The following is a 14506-nucleotide window of genomic DNA, read 5'->3' on the forward strand; positions in this document are numbered from 1 at the left end:
GACGGGCTTTCTTGTCTTCTCAGCTCACCGCTTCTTGCGTGGGCTGCACAGGGCTGTCGGCATACGCCTCGGGGTCGAGGCGGCGCATCTCGGCCTCGATCCAGGCTTCGACTTCGCGCATCAGTTCGTCGGGCTTGCGGCCCACGCTCGGGATCGCCGGGCCGATGGACACGTCCACCACGCCGGGGCGCTTGATGAAGGCCTTGCGGGGCCACACCTTGGCCGAGGTGACGGCAATGGGGATCACCGGCACGCCGGTCTCGCAGGCCAGGCGCGTGCCGCCGCTCTTGTAGGTGCCCTTCTGGCCGCGCGGAATGCGCGTGCCTTCGGGGAACATGATGATCCAGATGCCCTGCGCGAGCAGCTTGCGGCCCTGGTTCACCACCTTGTTGAAGGCCTGCGCGCGCTGGCTGCGGTCGATGTGGATCATGTCCAGCCGCGCCATCGCCCAGCCGAAGAACGGCACGTAGATCAGTTCCTTCTTGAACACGTAGGCCAGCGGGTGCGGCATGAGCGTGGGCATCAGGAAGGTCTCGAGCGTGGACTGGTGCTTCACCAGCAGCACGGCGCCGGCGAGCTGGTCGGTCGGCAGGTTCTCCATGCCGCTCACGCGGGTCTTGATGCCCAGCAGCACGCGCGCGCCGCCAATGGCCCAGCTGAGCCAGCGCTCGGCCATCCAGTACAGCGGAATGCCGCGCTTCCAGAGCGAGCTGACACACATGATGATGCCCCAGGGCACCACGGTGACGAGCATCCAGAGTGCATGGAGAACGGAACGGATAAACGCCATCAGACAGCTACCTGCAGTGCAGCCTGCGCTTCGCGCGCAAGCAAAAAGTCGACAAAGGCGGGGAGGTCGTCGTGGACCACCGTGTTCGCCGGGTATTCGGAAGGCAGCGGATCGACGCCGCGGCAGGCCGCGCCCATGCCCGTGAGCAACAGGTGCGGCTCGCAGCCGGCGGCCGCGCCGGCCTGCAGGTCGCGCAGGCTGTCGCCGCAGGTCGGGATGCCCTTCAGGTCGATGCCGTAGCGGTCACCGATCTGCAGGAACAGGCCCGGCTTGGGCTTGCGGCAATCGCAGTCCTCGTCGGGGCTGTGCGGGCAATAGAAGACAGCGTCGACCTTGCCGCCCACGGCCGCGAGCATCTTGTGCATCTTGGCGTGCATGGCGTTGAGCGAGGCCATGTCGAACAGCCCGCGGCCCAGGCCCGACTGGTTCGACGCGATCACCACGTGCCAGCCCGCATGGTTCAGGCGCGCCACGGCCTCCAGCGCACCGGGCAGCGGCGTCCACTCGATGTCGCTCTTCACGAAATCTTCGCGGTGCACGTTGATCGTGCCGTTGCGGTCGAGGATGACGAGTTTCATGGCAATGCCGCCCGTGGTGGAGTCTCGTGGAGTCGTCGGGAAGAGATCAGACAGCCAGCCGCTCGAGCTGTGCCACGCGGTTCATCGCGGCGTGCAGCGACATCAGCAGGCCCAGGCGGTTCAACCGCAGGTCGGCCTGGTCGGCATTGACCATCACGCCGTCGAAGAAGGCATCGACCGGCTCGCGCAGCGCGGCCAGCGTCTGCAGCGAGGCGGTGTAGTCGCCGGCTTCGAACTGCGCGTTGGCGGCGGGCACGACCTGCGCCATGGCGGCGTGCAGTGCCTTCTCGGCGGGCTCCTGCAGCAGCAGCTCGCTGACGTGCGCGTCGGCCTCGGGGGCCTTCTTCAGGATGTTGCCGATGCGCTTGTTCGCGGCGGCCAGCGCGGCAGCGGCAGGCAAGGCGGCAAAGGCGCGCACCGCGGCCAGCAGCTTGGGCACTTCGCCCAGGCGCTGCGGGCGCGGGGCCAGCACGGCGTCGACTTCCTGCGCGCTGGCGCCCTGCTCGCGCAGGCTGCCGGCCAGGCGGTCGAGAATGAAGTCCTGCAGCTCGACGGTGGCCTTGCCGCTGTCGAAACCGGCGATGCCGTCGAACTGCGCGGCGGCGTCCTGCAGCAGCGCGTCGAGCCCCAGTGCGAGGTCTTTCTCGATCAACATGCGCAGCACGCCCAGCGCATGACGGCGCAGCGCGAACGGGTCGCGGTCGCCGGTGGGCAGGTTGCCGATGCCGAACATGCCGACCAGCGTCTCGAGCTTGTCGGCCAGCGCGACCACCAGGCCCACGTTGTTGCGCGGCAGTTCGTCGCCGGCGAAGCGCGGCTTGTAGTGGTCTTCGATGGCGTCGGCCACCGAGGCGTCCAGGCCGTCGTGCAGCGCGTAGTAGCGGCCCATGGTGCCCTGCAGCTCGGGGAACTCGCCGACCATGTCGGTCACGAGGTCGGCCTTGGCCAGTTGGGCGGCCTGGGTGGCGTGCGCGGCCAGCGTGGCGTCGCCGATCTTCTCGGCAATGCCGCGCGCGATGCGCATCACGCGCTCCACGCGCTCGCCCTGCGTGCCCAGCTTGTTGTGATAGACCACCTTGCCCAGCGACTCGACGCGCGAGGCCAGCGACTTCTTGCGGTCCTGGTCGAAGAAGAACTTGGCGTCGGCCAGGCGCGGGCGCACCACGCGCTCGTTGCCGCCGGTGACGGCGCTCGCGTCGTCGGGGCTGATGTTGCTGACGACCAAAAACTTGTGGGTGAGCTTGTTCGACGCGTCGAGCAGCGGAAAGTACTTCTGGTTGGCCTTCATCGTGAGGATCAGGCATTCCTGCGGCACTTCGAGGAACTCGCGCTCGAAGCTGCAGACCAGCACGTTGGGGCGTTCGACCAGCGCGGTCACTTCGTCGAGCAGCGCGTCGTCGTCGATCGGCACGACGCCGCCGCCGACCTTCACCGCGGCCGCCGCGAGCTGGCGCGCGATCTCGGCGCGGCGGGCCTCGAAGCTGGCGATGACGGCGCCCTCTTCCTGCAGTTGCAGCGCGTAGCTGCTGGCGTCGCGCAGCACCACGGGGTCGACAGCCGCCTCGAAGCGGTGGCCGTGCGTGTCGCGGCCGGCCTTCAGGCCCAGCGCCTCGATCGGCACCACGGTGTCGCCGTGCAGCGCCACCAGGCCGTGCGCGGGGCGCACGAAGCTCACGCTGGTCCAGCCGGGCAGCTCGCTGCCTTCTTCGAGCTGGTAGGTCATGACCTTGGGGATCGGCAGCTTGGCGATGGCTTCGGCCAGCGCCTTCTGCAGGCCTTCGGCCAGCGTGGCGCCCTTGGCGGTGCTTTCGTAGAACAGGGCCTCGGCCTTGCCGTCCATCGCGCGCTTGAGGCCGGGCACGGCCGAGGCGTCGGCGCCCAGCGCCCCCAGGCGCTTGAGCAGCGCGGGCGTGGGCTGGCCGGAGGCGTCGAGGCCGACGGCCACGGGCATGAGCTTTTGCGACACGGCCTTGTCGGCGGCGCGCTCGGCCACGTGCGTGAGGTGCGCGGCCAGGCGGCGCGGCGAGGCGTAGGCGGTCAGCACGGCGCCGGGCTCGGCGAGCCCCTGCGCCACGAGCTGGTCGCGCAGGCCGCCGGCAAAGGCGTCACCCAGCTTTTTCAGGGCCTTGGGCGGCAATTCCTCGACAAACAGTTCGACAAGAAGGCTGGCAGACGACATGGCTCAGAGGGCTTTTGAAAATGGGCCGCGGACGGCACCGGCCACGGGCGCGCAGCGAAGCGGCGCCGTGGAAGGGAAAGAAGAAAGAAGACAGATCGGATTCATGCGGCAACGGCGCCCTTGCGCAGCTCCACGTTGCGACGCTCCACGCGGCGGCGCGCGACGAGCGCGAGCACCGCGGCCGCCAGCAGCGGCGCCCACACGGTGGCCATCTCGTTGAGCAGCACCTGCGCGCCGCGCGGCGAGAAGAAGCGCTTCAGCGCCACCGGCGACACCTCGATGGGCCGCCACGGGCTGAAATGGCGCACGTCGCTGAACGGCCAGAAGAGGGCGATGCCGATGCCGCCGTTGGTCAGCATGTCCAGCAGCGGATGCGACACGGCGCACAGCGAGATCCACGCCCAGCCCACGGCCCGGCGCATGCCCCAGCGGGGCGCGAGCCACCAGCCCGCGAGGCCCAGCAGCAGCGCGAACAGCAGGGTGTGCGTGAAGCCGCGGTGCCCCGTCATGCCGCCGTAGGCAATGCCCAGCTTGAAGGCCAGGCCGTCGAAGTCGGGCGCGATGGACGCGAGCATGCCCGCCAGCAGCGCCGCCACCGGCACGCGACGCGTGCCCAGCGCAATGGCTGCGCAGACGGGAACGGCGACGTGGGTGAAGACGGTGGGCATGCAGTGGCTCGGCGTTCGCTCAGGCGGCCTTCTTCGGCGGCATCTGCGCGACCCATTCGCGCGGCGCCATCGGGAAGCCCAGCCGCTCGCGGCTCTCGTAGTAGCTCTGCGCCACGCTGCGCGCGAGGTTGCGGATGCGCCCGATGTAGGCCGCGCGCTCGGTCACGCTGATCGCGCCGCGCGCGTCCAGCAGGTTGAAGCTGTGCGCGGCCTTCAGCACCTGCTCGTAGGCCGGCAGCGCGAGCTGCTCGGTCATGAGGTGCTTGGCCTGCTTTTCATGCGCGTTGAAGGCGGTGAACAGGAACTCGGCGTCGCTGTGCTCGAAGTTGTAGGTCGACTGCTCGACCTCGTTCTGCTTGTAGACGTCGCCGTAGCTCAGGCCGTCGGTCCAGGTCAGGTTGTAGACGTTGTCCACGCCCTGCAGGTACATGGCCAGGCGCTCCAGGCCGTAGGTGATCTCGCCGGTGATGGGCTTGCAGTCGATGCCGCCCACCTGCTGGAAGTAGGTGAACTGCGTCACTTCCATGCCGTTGAGCCAGACCTCCCAGCCCAGGCCCCAGGCGCCGAGCGTGGGGTTCTCCCAGTCGTCCTCGACGAAGCGGATGTCGTTCTTCTTCAGGTCGAAGCCCAGGGCTTCGAGGCTGCCGAGGTAGAGCTCGAGGATGTTGCTGGGCGCCGGCTTCAGCACGACCTGGTACTGGTAGTAGTGCTGCAGGCGGTTGGGGTTCTCGCCGTAGCGGCCGTCCTTGGGGCGGCGGCTGGGCTGCACGTAGGCAGCCTTCCAGGGTTCGGGGCCGAGCGCGCGCAGGAAGGTGGCGGTGTGCGAGGTGCCCGCGCCCACTTCCATGTCGTACGGTTGCAGCAGCGCGCAGCCCTTGTCGGCCCAGTACGACTGCAGTTTGAGAATGATTTGCTGGAAGGTCAACATGAAGCTGGCCGGCGTGGCCGGACATTGGACGGTAGCGCGGCGAAGCACCGCGAAAGCGGGCGATTTTACGTTCGGAGGGCAACTCTCCCACAGCGGGTCGGGAAGTCGCCTGCTGCCGGGGCCGGGCGAGGGGTGCGACAACACCCAACCCGCCGCGTGCGGCGGGGCCGCCGCTGCCGTTTTTGGCCCTCTTTTCCTGCACTTTTCCCGCCTTCAGACCCGCCCCAACGACATGCCCGTGCCCGAGACCGCACCCGACGCCCCCCTGTTCATCGTGCTCAACGCCAGCTCCGGCAGCGAGGACGCGGCCGAGGCCCGCCGGGTCATCGAGGAAGGCTGCGATGCGGCCGGCCGGCGCAACCGCATCTTCGTGGTCGACGGACCCGGCCGGGTGCAGGCGCTGGCGCGCGAGGCGGTGGAGCGGGCGCGGGCGGTGGGCGGCGTGGTGGTGGCCGCGGGCGGCGACGGCACCATCAACGCGGTGGCGCACGCCACGCTGGGCAGCGGCTGCGCCTTCGGCGTGCTGCCGCAGGGCACCTTCAACTACTTCAGCCGCACCCACGGCATTCCGCGCGACACGGCGCAGGCGCTGCACATCCTGCTGACCGAGCAGCCCCGCGCGGTGCAGGTCGGGCTGGTGAACGACCGGATGTTCCTGGTCAATGCCAGCCTCGGCCTGTACGCCGAGTTGCTGGAAGAGCGCGAGGCCTACAAGGCGCGCTACGGCCGCAACCGCTGGATCGCCTTCGGCGCCGGCCTGCTGACGGTGCTGCGCGGCCACCGGCAATGGAACCTGCGCATGGCCTGGCGCGGCGTGGAGCGCGACATCCGCACGCCGACGCTGTTCGTCGGCAACAACCCGTTGCAGCTGCACCAGGTCGGCATTCCCGAAGCCGACGTGCCCGAGCAGGGCCAGCTGGCCGCCATTGCGCTCAAGCCCGTGGGGCCGCTGGCCATGCCCGGCCTGCTGGTGCGCGGCGCGCTCGGCCGGCTCGGCGACGCCGACGAGGTGCTGAGCTTTCCGTTCGAGTCGCTCACGGTGAAGCCGCGGCGCCCGCTGGCCGCGCGCCGCATCAAGGTGGCGACCGACGGCGAGATCGGCTGGGTCGACACGCCGCTGCTGTTCCGCGTGTCGCCCGAGCCGCTGTGGCTGGTGCGCCCGGCCCGGACGGCGCCCGAGCTGGAGGCGGCGCGCGAATGAGCTGCCTGCTGCAGATTTCCGACCCCCACTTCGGCACCGAGCAGCCCGACGTGCTGCACGCGCTCGAGCGGCTCGCCGATGCGCTGGCGCCGGGCGTGGTGGTGCTGTCGGGCGACATCACGCAGCGCGCCACCGCCGCGCAGTTTGCGGCGGCACGGGCCTTTGCCGACCGGCTGGGGCGGCCGGTGGTGGCCGTGCCGGGCAACCACGACATTCCGCTGTTCCAGCTGGGGGCGCGCGTGTTCGCGCCCTACGGCCGCTACCGCCGGGCCTTCGGCGACGACCTGGAGCCGGTGTTCGAGTCGCCCGACTGGCAGGTGACCATGGTCAACACCACGCGCTGGTACCGGCACACCGACGGCGCGGTCTCGCCCGCGCAGGTCGAGCGCGTGGCGCGGCGGCTGGCGGCGGCCTCGCCGTCGCAGGTGCGCGTGGTGGTGACGCACCAGCCGGTGATGGTCACGCGCACGCAGGGCATGGGCAACCGCCTGCACGGGCGCGAGCAGGCGGTGGCGCGCTGGTGCGCGGCCGGCGCCGACCTGATCCTGGGCGGGCACATCCACCTGCCCTATGTGCGGCCGCTGCACGACGCCTTTCCGGGGTGCGCGCGCACGGCCTGGGCGGTGCAGGCCGGCACCGCGGTGTCGTCGCGGGTGCGCGCGGGCCATCCGAATTCGGTGAACGTGGTGCGCGCGGGCATGGCCGACGATGTTGCCGAAGGCATGGCTGGCGGCCCTCGCGCATGCCGCGTCGAACGCTGGGACTACGTGGCGCGCGACAAGGCCTTCGGCTGCGCCGAAGTATTCGGTCTTTCCCTTGCCAGTGAGGCGGCGCGGCCTTAGGGTGCGCCGCTATGTTGACGCAAGCCCCTCTTGTTCTCGCTGCACAGCAGCTCGGCGTGCACGCGCTGCCCTGGTTCCTTTGCCTTCTCGCGATGTCGGTGCTCGGTGCCGGCCTGGCCTGCCACCTGCTGCAGAAACGCCACTTCAATGCGCTGGACACCGACGAGCCCAACGAGCCGCGCATCGCGCTCGGGCTCGCGTCGGGCTTCGTGCTGATTCTTCTGGCCTCGAGCCTGTTCGCTTGGATCGCGTCGAACATTTCCGACGGCCGCGTGCTCGGCCAGGCTGACCACGCGCTGACCGACGCCATTGCCACGCACCTGCCGCGCACCGCGCTGGTGGTGTTCAGCTGGGTCACGCACCTGGGCGACGCGGCCTTCCTCGGGCCGGTGTGCCTGCTGGTGGCCGCCGCGCTCTGGTGGCATTCGCACCGCGGCCTGGCGCTGGGCTGGGTGCTGGCGCTGGGCGGCATCGTGGTGCTGAACCCGGCGCTCAAGCAGATCTTTGCGCGGGCCCGACCGCTGCACGACCACGGCTTGGCGCTGGAGACGAGCTACAGCTTTCCCAGCGGCCACAGCGCGGGCGCGATCGTGAGCTACGGAATGCTGCTGTACCTGCTGCTGCGCACGCTGCCGCCGCGCTGGCACGTGCCGGGCGCGATGGCCGCGGCGGGCGCCATCGTCACCATCGCGTGCAGCCGCATCTTCTTGCAGGTGCACTTTGCGAGCGACGTGGCGGCCGGCCTGCTGACCGGCCTGGCCTGGCTGCTCGTGTGCGTGAGCAGCCTGGAGTACGCGCGCCACCGGCAGCAGCGGCGCGCCCTGGCCTGAACCCCGGCCCGGACGCTCCGCCGGGCGAAAAACCGAGGCTTCGCCAGGAACACCGCGGAACCGGCTTTGCCGGGCCGCAGGTGTTGCCCCCGGAAGGGGGAAGGAGGCTACGCGAAGCGAGCAAGCCTGGGGGAGATCAATATTCCCAGAAGATGCGCTGCAGTTCCTTGGTGTCGCTGGTCTTGGTGAGTGCCACCATCGCCAGGATGCGCGCCTTCTGCGGGCGCAGGTCGTGCGCCACCACCCAGTCGTACTTGTCGTCGGGCTGCTCGGCGTTGCGGATCACGAAGCCGTCGGGCACGCGTGCGCTGCGGATCACGATCACGCCGTCGGCGCGCGCCTTCTGCAGGTTCGGCACGATGCGGTCGGCCACCGAGCCGTTGCCGGTGCCGCCGTGGATCAGCGCCTTGGCGCCGCTCTTGGCAATGGCGTCGATAGCCACCGAGGACACGCCTTCGTAGCCCATCGCAATCTCCACCGGCGGCAGCGCGCTGATGGTGTCGATGTCGAACTCCGAGTTCATGGTGTGGCGCTTCACCGGCGCGCGGAACCAGTAGTTGCGCCCCTCCACCACCATGCCCAGCGGACCCCACTGGCTGGAGAAGGCGTTGGTCTTGATGTTGACGTTCTTGCTCACGTCGCGGCCGCTGTCGATGTTGTCGTTCATCGTCACCAGCACGCCCTTGCCCATGGCGTCCTTGCTGCCCGCCACGTTCACCGCGTCGTACAGGTTCAGCGCGCCGTCGGCCGACAGCGCGGTGCCCGGGCGCATCGAGCCGACCACCACGATCGGCTTGGCGGTGTGCACGGTCAGCGTCAGGAAGTAGGCGGTTTCTTCCAGCGTGTCGGTGCCGTGCGTGATCACGATGCCGTCGACGTCGGGCTGCTTCGACAGCGCCGAGACGCGCTTGGCCAGCGTCATGAGGTTGTCGTTGGTGAGGCTTTCCGATGCGACCTGGAACACCTGCTCGCCGCGCACGTTGGCCACCTTGGCCAGCTCCGGCAGGCCGGCGATCAGCTTCTCCACACCCACCTTCGCCGCGGCGTAGGTGGCGCTGTTGACGGCCGAGGCGCCCGCGCCCGCGATGGTGCCGCCGGTGGCGAGGATCACCACGTTGGGCAGCGCCTGCTGCGCCTGCGCGAGCGCGCTGGCCGCCAGCAGTGCGGTGCCGGCCGCGAGGGCCCTGAAACGGGGAGAAAGGTACATGGAGAGCTCCTTTGTTGAAGTGGAATCTTTCGAGGCGGCGAGGAAGATACATGAACCATGCCCGCATGCTCCGTGCCTCCATGCCGGCATGGCATGCGCCCATGCACGAAGGATTACCATCGACCGCGCGGCCGCTTCACGGGCCGCGCACACCGCCGCCGCCGCCTGCCATGAACGCCGATTCCGCCGCCCCTTTCGCCTCGACCGCCCAGGAAATGCCCGCCCCCGACGGCCCGCTGTCGCGCGCGCGGCCCGGGCGCGAACGCATCATGGCGGCGATCCGCACCGCGGCGGTCACAGAGTTCAGCCTGCACGGCCTGAAGGGCACCTCGACCCAGGCAATTGCCGCGCGCGCCGGCCTCACCAAGCCCCAGCTGCACTACTACATCGTCGGCAAGGAAGAGCTCTACGAAGAGCTGCTGATGCAGGTGCTGCATGCGTGGAAGGTCGTGTTCTCGTTCGAGGACGCGAGCGACCCGGCCACGGTGCTGGGCGACTACATCCGCAAGAAGCTAGACCACGCGATCGACAGCCCGGAGATGTCGCGCATCTTCACGCGCGAGATCCTCGACGGCGGGCGCAACCTCGACCGCTACTGGCCCAACGCACGCGCGTGGACGCAGAAGAAGGTGGACATCATCAACGGCTGGATCGCGCGCGGGCAGATGCGCCCGCTCGATGCGCGCATCCTGCTGATGCACGTCTGGGCCATGACCCAGAGCTATGCCGACTACGCCATCCAGACGCGCGTGATGCTCGGCCTGCCGCCCGACGCGCCGATCGACCGAGAGCCGATCGCGCGCGAGCTCGTGGCCTTCGTGCTGAACGGCTGCGGCATCAAGGCCTGAAGCTCCGCTCCTGCGTGGCCCGCGTGGCTTACAGGCCGTGCACGACCCAGGTGTCGCCGGGCGCCGTCGGCACGCGCACCGTGTTCTCGCCGATGCGCTCGAAGCGGTACTCGTGCCCGCCGATGACGATCGACGGGATGTTGGTCCACACGCGGTACTCGTAGCCGTCGGCCACCGGCGTGACCTCGAGCACGCGGAACACCGGCGGCACGACCACGGTGATCTGCAGCCGGGCCGAGGCGCTGGCGCTGCCATGGGCCGATTCCGCCAGGCACAGCGCCGGCGCGAGCAACAGCGCCGCTGCCGCGCCGCGCGCGCGGCGGCCCGATCGAAGCCAACGTTCCCTCATACACCCCATCCGAAAAAGCAAAGGTTCGGGCACTGCAATGGCGCCCGGCTTCCGGATATCGGCAGCCTGGGGAAGAACTGAAGGGCCGGGGCGCTCGCCTCGGTCGCCGCCGATCGCCCCAAACCGGTGCGTGCGCACTGGCACGTCGCTTGCATAACCTGACCACTTGCTCTGATTAAACGGTCAAACACACCATGCGCGTGCTCGTCGTCTACTGCCACCCGGTCGAAACCAGCTTCCATGCCGCCCTGCACCAGGAGGTGCTGAAGAACCTGCGCGCCGCCGGGCACGAGGTGGACGACTGCGACCTGTACGCCGAGGGCTTCAACCCGGTGCTGTCGCGCGAGGAGCGCCTGGGCTACCACGACGTGCCGGCCAACCGGCTGCCGCTGGCGCCCTACGTGGAACGGCTGCAGTGGGCCGAGGGCATCGTGTTCTGCTTTCCGACCTGGTGCTTCGGCCTGCCGGCGATGCTCAAGGGCTACTTCGACCGGCTCTTCATGCCGGGCGTGGCCTTCGACATCAGCGACCCGGCCAACGTGAAGCCGATGCTCACGCACATCAAGCGCATCAGCGCCGTGGTCACCTACGGCCGGCCGCGCTGGGTGGCCATGTACATGGGCGACCCGCCGCGCAAGATCGTCACGCGCTACATGAAGCGGCTCACCGGCCAGGGCGCCAAGGTGGACTACCACGCCCACTACCACATGAACGTGGCGACCGAGCCCCAGCTCAAGCGCTTCATGGCAAAGGTCGGCCACGCGATGGCGCGCTTCGCATGAACGCGCCCGCCCTTCTGGACAACGTGCGGCTGCCGCGCTGGCTGCTGCCGGCCGACTGGCCGCAGCGCGACGGCGTGCCCGTGCTGGCACGCCTCGGCATCGAAGCCGGCCGCGTGCAATCGGTGCTGCCCGCAACCGGCGATGCGCCCTCCGCCACGGCCTGGGACCTCGCCGGCACGCTGGCCCTGCCCGGCTTCGTCGACGCCCACACGCACCTGGACAAGGCCTTCACGCTGCCGCGCATGAAGCAGGTGCAGCCCGGCCTGCTCGGCGCCATCGACGCGATGCTGGCCGACCGCGTGCACTGGACGCCCGCCGACGTGCGCGAGCGCGCCGCGCGCGGCCTGCAGTGGGCCTGGGAATGCGGCACGACGCACCTGCGCACGCATGTCGACTGGTGGGAGCCCGAGTCGCTGCCGATGGCCTGGCCCGTGATGGCCGAGCTGGCGCAGGAATGGGCCGGCAAGGTGCGACTGGAGCAGGTGAGCCTCATCAAGCTGCCGTTGTTCGAAGACGCGGCGCAGGCCCTGCGCCTCGCAAAGCAGGTGAAGGCCACCGGCCCGCACGCGCTGCTCGGCGGCTTCGTGCACTCCACCAACTGGAGCGAGAACGCGCTGCGCAACCTGCTGGTGTCGGCGCAGGCCTGCGACCTCGACATCGACCTGCACGTCGACGAAGAACTCAACGCCGCGGCGGTCGGCCTGCAGACCACCGCGCGCATCCTGCGCGAGATCGGCTACGAAGGCCGCGTGACCTGCGGCCACATCTGCGCGCTCGCGGCCCAGCCCGAGGCGCAGGCCTTCACCACGCTCGACGCGGTGGCGCGCGCGCCCATCACCGTGGTGTCGCTGCCCGCCACCAACCTGCTGCTGCAGGACGCCGTGACCGGCCGCACGCCACGGCTGCGCGGCATCACGCTGGTGAAGGAAGCGCGCGAGCGCGGCATTCCGCTGCTGTTCGCCAGCGACAACGTGCAGGACCCGTTCTGCCGCCTCGGCAGCTTCGACCCGGTCGAGGCGCTCGGCACGGCCGCGCTGGTGGCGCAGCTCGACGAGCCCTTCGACACCTGGTCGCAGGCGCTGTGCCGCGGCGACTGGCTGCGCCGCGGCACAGCGCCCGCGCACCCCACGCTGGTCGGCGAGCGCGCCGACCTGGTGCTCTTCACCGACGCCGACCGCCACGGCTGGCCTTCGCGCACCGCCCACCGCGTGGTGCTGCGCGACGGCCGCGTGACGCGCGGCGACGCCACGCCCTTCCTCCCCCGATAACGAACCGCAAGGACCGCCATGCTCCACGGCTACATTCCGCCCCACCGCTTCCTGCCCTACCTGAGCTGGACCGAGATCGCCGCGCTGCCCGACCGCGAGAACACGGTCATCGTGCTGCCCTGCGGTGCCATCGAGCAGCACGGCCCGCACCTGCCGTGCTCGGTCGACAGCGTGATCTGCTCGGGCGTGATGGGCAAGGCGCTGGAGAAGCTGCCGGCCGACGTGCGCGCCTTCGCGCTGCCGACCATCACCTACGGCAAGTCGGAAGAGCACCTGCACTTTCCGGGCACCATGACGCTCACCGGCACCACGCTGCTGTCGACCGTGATCGAGATCGGCGAGTCGGTCTACCGCTCGGGCTTTCGCAAGCTGCTGTTCGCCAACGGCCACGGCGGCCAGCCGCAGGTGCTGGAAATGGCCGCGCGCGAACTGCGCCTGCGCCATGGCGACTTCGTGATCGTGCCGCACGGCGTGTCGCGCCTGCCGAGCGCGGCCAGCAAGCAGGTCAGCGAGCAGGAGAAGAAGCTCGCGATGCACGCCGGCCATTCCGAGACCGCGCTGATGCTCGCGCTGGCGCCCGAGACGGTGCACATGGAGCGCGCGGTGGCCAACTTTCCGCCGCCCTTCCCCATCAAGCTGCTGTCGGCCGACGGCCGCCCGGCCTGCGCCTGGACCGCGCGCGACTTCGGCCCGAGCGGCGTCATCGGCGACCCGACCACGGCCACGCGCGAACAGGGCGAGGCCATCCTCGACACGCTCTCCGACAGCTGGGTGCAGGCGCTGACCGAGCTGCACGCGCTGCAGTGGGTGGTGCGCGACGAGCCCACCTGGGAGCGCGGCCACCAGACCGGTTTCATCCAGCAGAGCTTCACGCCCGCCTGAGGCTGTTGAAGGCCGCTCGAGTCCAGGCGCGGCCCGCTATTTGCATCGCACCGATCACCGTTTCTTCATTTCAATTCGCCCCTTCGAGAGGTCTACTCCATGCGCTCCTTCGCACTGTCCCTGGCCGGCGCCGCCGCCATCGCTTTCCTCGCCGCGCCCGCGCAGGCCGAGGACAAGTTCACCTACATGACCAACTGGTACGCGCAGGCCGAGCACGGCGGCTTCTACCAGGCGGTGGCACAGGGCATCTACAAGAAGTACGGCCTGGACGTGACCATCAAGATGGGTGGCCCGCAGGTCAACATCACGCAGATGATGGCCGCCGGCCAGGCCGACTGCATCATGGGTTCGAGCGACATCCAGATGATGCAGGTGCGCGAAGGCGGCGTGCCGGTGGTGAACGTGGCCGCCTTCTTCCAGAAGGACCCGCAGGTGCTCATCGCCCATGAGGACGTGAAAAAGTTCGAGGACCTCAAGGGCAAGACGCTGCTCATCGGCGCGCAGGCACAACGCGGCTACTGGCCGTGGCTGAAGACCAAGTTCGGTTTCACCGACGAGCAGACGCGCCCCTACACCTTCAACATCCAGCCCTTCGTGGCCGACAAGAACGCCGCGCAGCAGGGCTACCTGACCTCCGAGCCCTACGCCATCCAGAAGGCCGGCGTGAAGAGCACGGTGCTGATGTTCAGCGACCACGGCTTCCCCGCGTACGCCACCACCGTGTCGTGCATGGAGAAGACGCTGAAGGACCGCAACAAGCAGGTCGCCGCCTTCGTGAAGGCCTCGGCCGAAGGCTGGAAGAGCTACCTGGCCGATCCGGCGCCCGCCAACGCGCTGATCAAGAAGGACAACCCCAACATGACCGACGACCAGCTGGCCTACAGCGTGGCCAAGCTGAAAGAGATGGGCATGATCACCGGCGGCGACGCGGCCAAGCTCGGCATCGGCGTGATGACCGATGCGCGCGCCAAGGCGAGCTACGACTTCCTGGTGAGCGCCAAGCTGCTCGACCCGGCCAAGGTCGACCTCGCCAAGACCTACACGACCGAGTTCGTCAAGGACGCCAAGGTCCTGCCCTGAGGTCTGCCCCGACGTTTGGGCATTGCCCTGAAACCAGGCGGCCGCGCCACGCGGCCGTTCTCGAAAGGCTCCAC

Annotated in this window: 15 protein-coding genes; 8 read left to right on the top strand and 7 right to left on the bottom strand. The window is 69.5% G+C overall.

Annotated elements, in window-relative coordinates; translation table 11 throughout:
* Nucleotides 1–19: 19 nt before the first annotated feature.
* The 5 genes from BM013_RS26145 to glyQ form a co-directional block, all read right to left on the bottom strand.
* Nucleotides 20–790, bottom strand: coding sequence for a lysophospholipid acyltransferase family protein (locus BM013_RS26145; protein WP_093130568.1), 771 nt, complete (start codon nt 788–790; stop codon nt 20–22).
* Complete coding sequence (gene gmhB / locus BM013_RS26150; RefSeq protein ID WP_093130569.1) at nt 790–1368, bottom strand: D-glycero-beta-D-manno-heptose 1,7-bisphosphate 7-phosphatase; 579 nt, start codon at nt 1366–1368, stop codon at nt 790–792. Before gmhB ends, BM013_RS26145 begins: the two co-directional genes overlap by 1 nt.
* A gap of 46 nt (nt 1369–1414) precedes the next feature.
* On the bottom strand, nt 1415–3547 hold the full coding sequence (gene glyS, locus BM013_RS26155; RefSeq protein WP_093130570.1) for a glycine--tRNA ligase subunit beta: 2133 nt from the start codon (nt 3545–3547) through the stop codon (nt 1415–1417).
* Nucleotides 3548–3648: 101 nt separating this feature from the next.
* Nucleotides 3649–4215, bottom strand: coding sequence for a metal-dependent hydrolase (locus BM013_RS26160; RefSeq protein WP_093130571.1), 567 nt, complete (start codon nt 4213–4215; stop codon nt 3649–3651).
* 19 nt (nt 4216–4234) lie between these two features.
* Nucleotides 4235–5143 (bottom strand): glycine--tRNA ligase subunit alpha, encoded by a 909-nt coding sequence (gene glyQ / locus BM013_RS26165; protein ID WP_093130572.1) that lies wholly within the window; start codon nt 5141–5143, stop codon nt 4235–4237.
* A gap of 232 nt (nt 5144–5375) precedes the next feature.
* Between glyQ and BM013_RS26170 the strand changes: the two genes are divergently transcribed.
* The 3 genes from BM013_RS26170 to BM013_RS26180 are packed head-to-tail and all read left to right on the top strand — an operon-like array spanning nt 5376 to nt 8016.
* The gene (locus BM013_RS26170) at nt 5376–6344 is read left to right on the top strand and encodes a diacylglycerol/lipid kinase family protein (RefSeq protein ID WP_093130573.1); all 969 of its coding nucleotides are present in this window, start codon (nt 5376–5378) and stop codon (nt 6342–6344) included.
* Nucleotides 6341–7186 carry a metallophosphoesterase family protein gene (locus tag BM013_RS26175; RefSeq protein WP_093130574.1) on the top strand — a complete coding sequence of 282 codons (846 nt, stop codon included), beginning with the start codon at nt 6341–6343 and terminating at the stop codon, nt 7184–7186. Before BM013_RS26170 ends, BM013_RS26175 begins: the two co-directional genes overlap by 4 nt.
* Nucleotides 7187–7197: 11 nt before the next feature.
* Nucleotides 7198–8016, top strand: a complete 819-nt coding sequence (locus BM013_RS26180; protein ID WP_093130575.1) for a phosphatase PAP2 family protein — start codon at nt 7198–7200, stop codon at nt 8014–8016.
* 136 nt (nt 8017–8152) lie between these two features.
* Here the strand turns inward: BM013_RS26180 and BM013_RS26185 are convergent, their stop codons facing one another.
* Nucleotides 8153–9223, bottom strand: coding sequence for an asparaginase (locus tag BM013_RS26185; protein ID WP_093130576.1), 1071 nt, complete (start codon nt 9221–9223; stop codon nt 8153–8155).
* A 170-nt stretch (nt 9224–9393) separates the two neighbouring features.
* Here BM013_RS26185 and BM013_RS26190 point away from each other — a divergent pair, with 170 nt between their 5' ends.
* Entirely contained in the window at nt 9394–10071 is a 678-nt protein-coding gene (locus BM013_RS26190) for a TetR family transcriptional regulator C-terminal domain-containing protein (protein WP_177225568.1), read from the top strand.
* Nucleotides 10072–10099: 28 nt separating this feature from the next.
* Here BM013_RS26190 and BM013_RS26195 read toward each other — a convergent pair whose 3' ends face one another.
* Nucleotides 10100–10420, bottom strand: a complete 321-nt coding sequence (locus BM013_RS26195; RefSeq protein WP_093130578.1) for a hypothetical protein — start codon at nt 10418–10420, stop codon at nt 10100–10102.
* Nucleotides 10421–10614: 194 nt separating this feature from the next.
* Here BM013_RS26195 and BM013_RS26200 point away from each other — a divergent pair, with 194 nt between their 5' ends.
* From BM013_RS26200 to BM013_RS26215, 4 genes are all read left to right on the top strand, one after another.
* Nucleotides 10615–11202 carry an NAD(P)H-dependent oxidoreductase gene (locus tag BM013_RS26200; protein WP_093130579.1) on the top strand — a complete coding sequence of 196 codons (588 nt, stop codon included), beginning with the start codon at nt 10615–10617 and terminating at the stop codon, nt 11200–11202.
* Nucleotides 11199–12470: an amidohydrolase family protein gene (locus BM013_RS26205; protein WP_093130580.1), complete on the top strand. Its 1272-nt coding sequence runs from the start codon at nt 11199–11201 to the stop codon at nt 12468–12470. Before BM013_RS26200 ends, BM013_RS26205 begins: the two co-directional genes overlap by 4 nt.
* 18 nt (nt 12471–12488) lie before the next feature.
* A complete protein-coding gene (locus tag BM013_RS26210; RefSeq protein ID WP_093130581.1) occupies nt 12489–13352 on the top strand; it encodes a creatininase family protein in 864 nt (287 codons plus the stop codon).
* A 99-nt stretch (nt 13353–13451) separates the two neighbouring features.
* Nucleotides 13452–14432, top strand: a complete 981-nt coding sequence (locus BM013_RS26215; protein WP_093130582.1) for an ABC transporter substrate-binding protein — start codon at nt 13452–13454, stop codon at nt 14430–14432.
* The last annotated feature ends 74 nt before the right edge of the window (nt 14433–14506 follow it).

The sequence above is a fragment of the Variovorax sp. OK605 genome, from assembly GCF_900115445.1.
In the GTDB taxonomy this organism is placed as follows: Bacteria; Pseudomonadota; Gammaproteobacteria; order Burkholderiales; family Burkholderiaceae_C; genus Variovorax.

Bases quoted from the DNA above. Each gene is read 5' to 3' on its own strand.
- BM013_RS26190 (WP_177225568.1), top strand. From the start codon at position 9,394: ATGAACGCCGATTCCGCCGCCCCTTTCGCCTCGACCGCCCAGGAAATG.
- BM013_RS26175 (WP_093130574.1), top strand. From the start codon at position 6,341: ATGAGCTGCCTGCTGCAGATTTCCGACCCCCACTTCGGCACCGAGCAG.
- BM013_RS26205 (WP_093130580.1), top strand. From the start codon at position 11,199: ATGAACGCGCCCGCCCTTCTGGACAACGTGCGGCTGCCGCGCTGGCTG.
- BM013_RS26215 (WP_093130582.1), top strand. From the start codon at position 13,452: ATGCGCTCCTTCGCACTGTCCCTGGCCGGCGCCGCCGCCATCGCTTTC.
- BM013_RS26170 (WP_093130573.1), top strand. From the start codon at position 5,376: ATGCCCGTGCCCGAGACCGCACCCGACGCCCCCCTGTTCATCGTGCTC.
- gmhB (WP_093130569.1), bottom strand. From the start codon at position 1,368: ATGAAACTCGTCATCCTCGACCGCAACGGCACGATCAACGTGCACCGC.
- glyS (WP_093130570.1), bottom strand. From the start codon at position 3,547: ATGTCGTCTGCCAGCCTTCTTGTCGAACTGTTTGTCGAGGAATTGCCG.
- glyQ (WP_093130572.1), bottom strand. From the start codon at position 5,143: ATGTTGACCTTCCAGCAAATCATTCTCAAACTGCAGTCGTACTGGGCC.
- BM013_RS26200 (WP_093130579.1), top strand. From the start codon at position 10,615: ATGCGCGTGCTCGTCGTCTACTGCCACCCGGTCGAAACCAGCTTCCAT.
- BM013_RS26160 (WP_093130571.1), bottom strand. From the start codon at position 4,215: ATGCCCACCGTCTTCACCCACGTCGCCGTTCCCGTCTGCGCAGCCATT.
- BM013_RS26145 (WP_093130568.1), bottom strand. From the start codon at position 790: ATGGCGTTTATCCGTTCCGTTCTCCATGCACTCTGGATGCTCGTCACC.
- BM013_RS26195 (WP_093130578.1), bottom strand. From the start codon at position 10,420: ATGAGGGAACGTTGGCTTCGATCGGGCCGCCGCGCGCGCGGCGCGGCA.
- BM013_RS26185 (WP_093130576.1), bottom strand. From the start codon at position 9,223: ATGTACCTTTCTCCCCGTTTCAGGGCCCTCGCGGCCGGCACCGCACTG.
- BM013_RS26180 (WP_093130575.1), top strand. From the start codon at position 7,198: ATGTTGACGCAAGCCCCTCTTGTTCTCGCTGCACAGCAGCTCGGCGTG.
- BM013_RS26210 (WP_093130581.1), top strand. From the start codon at position 12,489: ATGCTCCACGGCTACATTCCGCCCCACCGCTTCCTGCCCTACCTGAGC.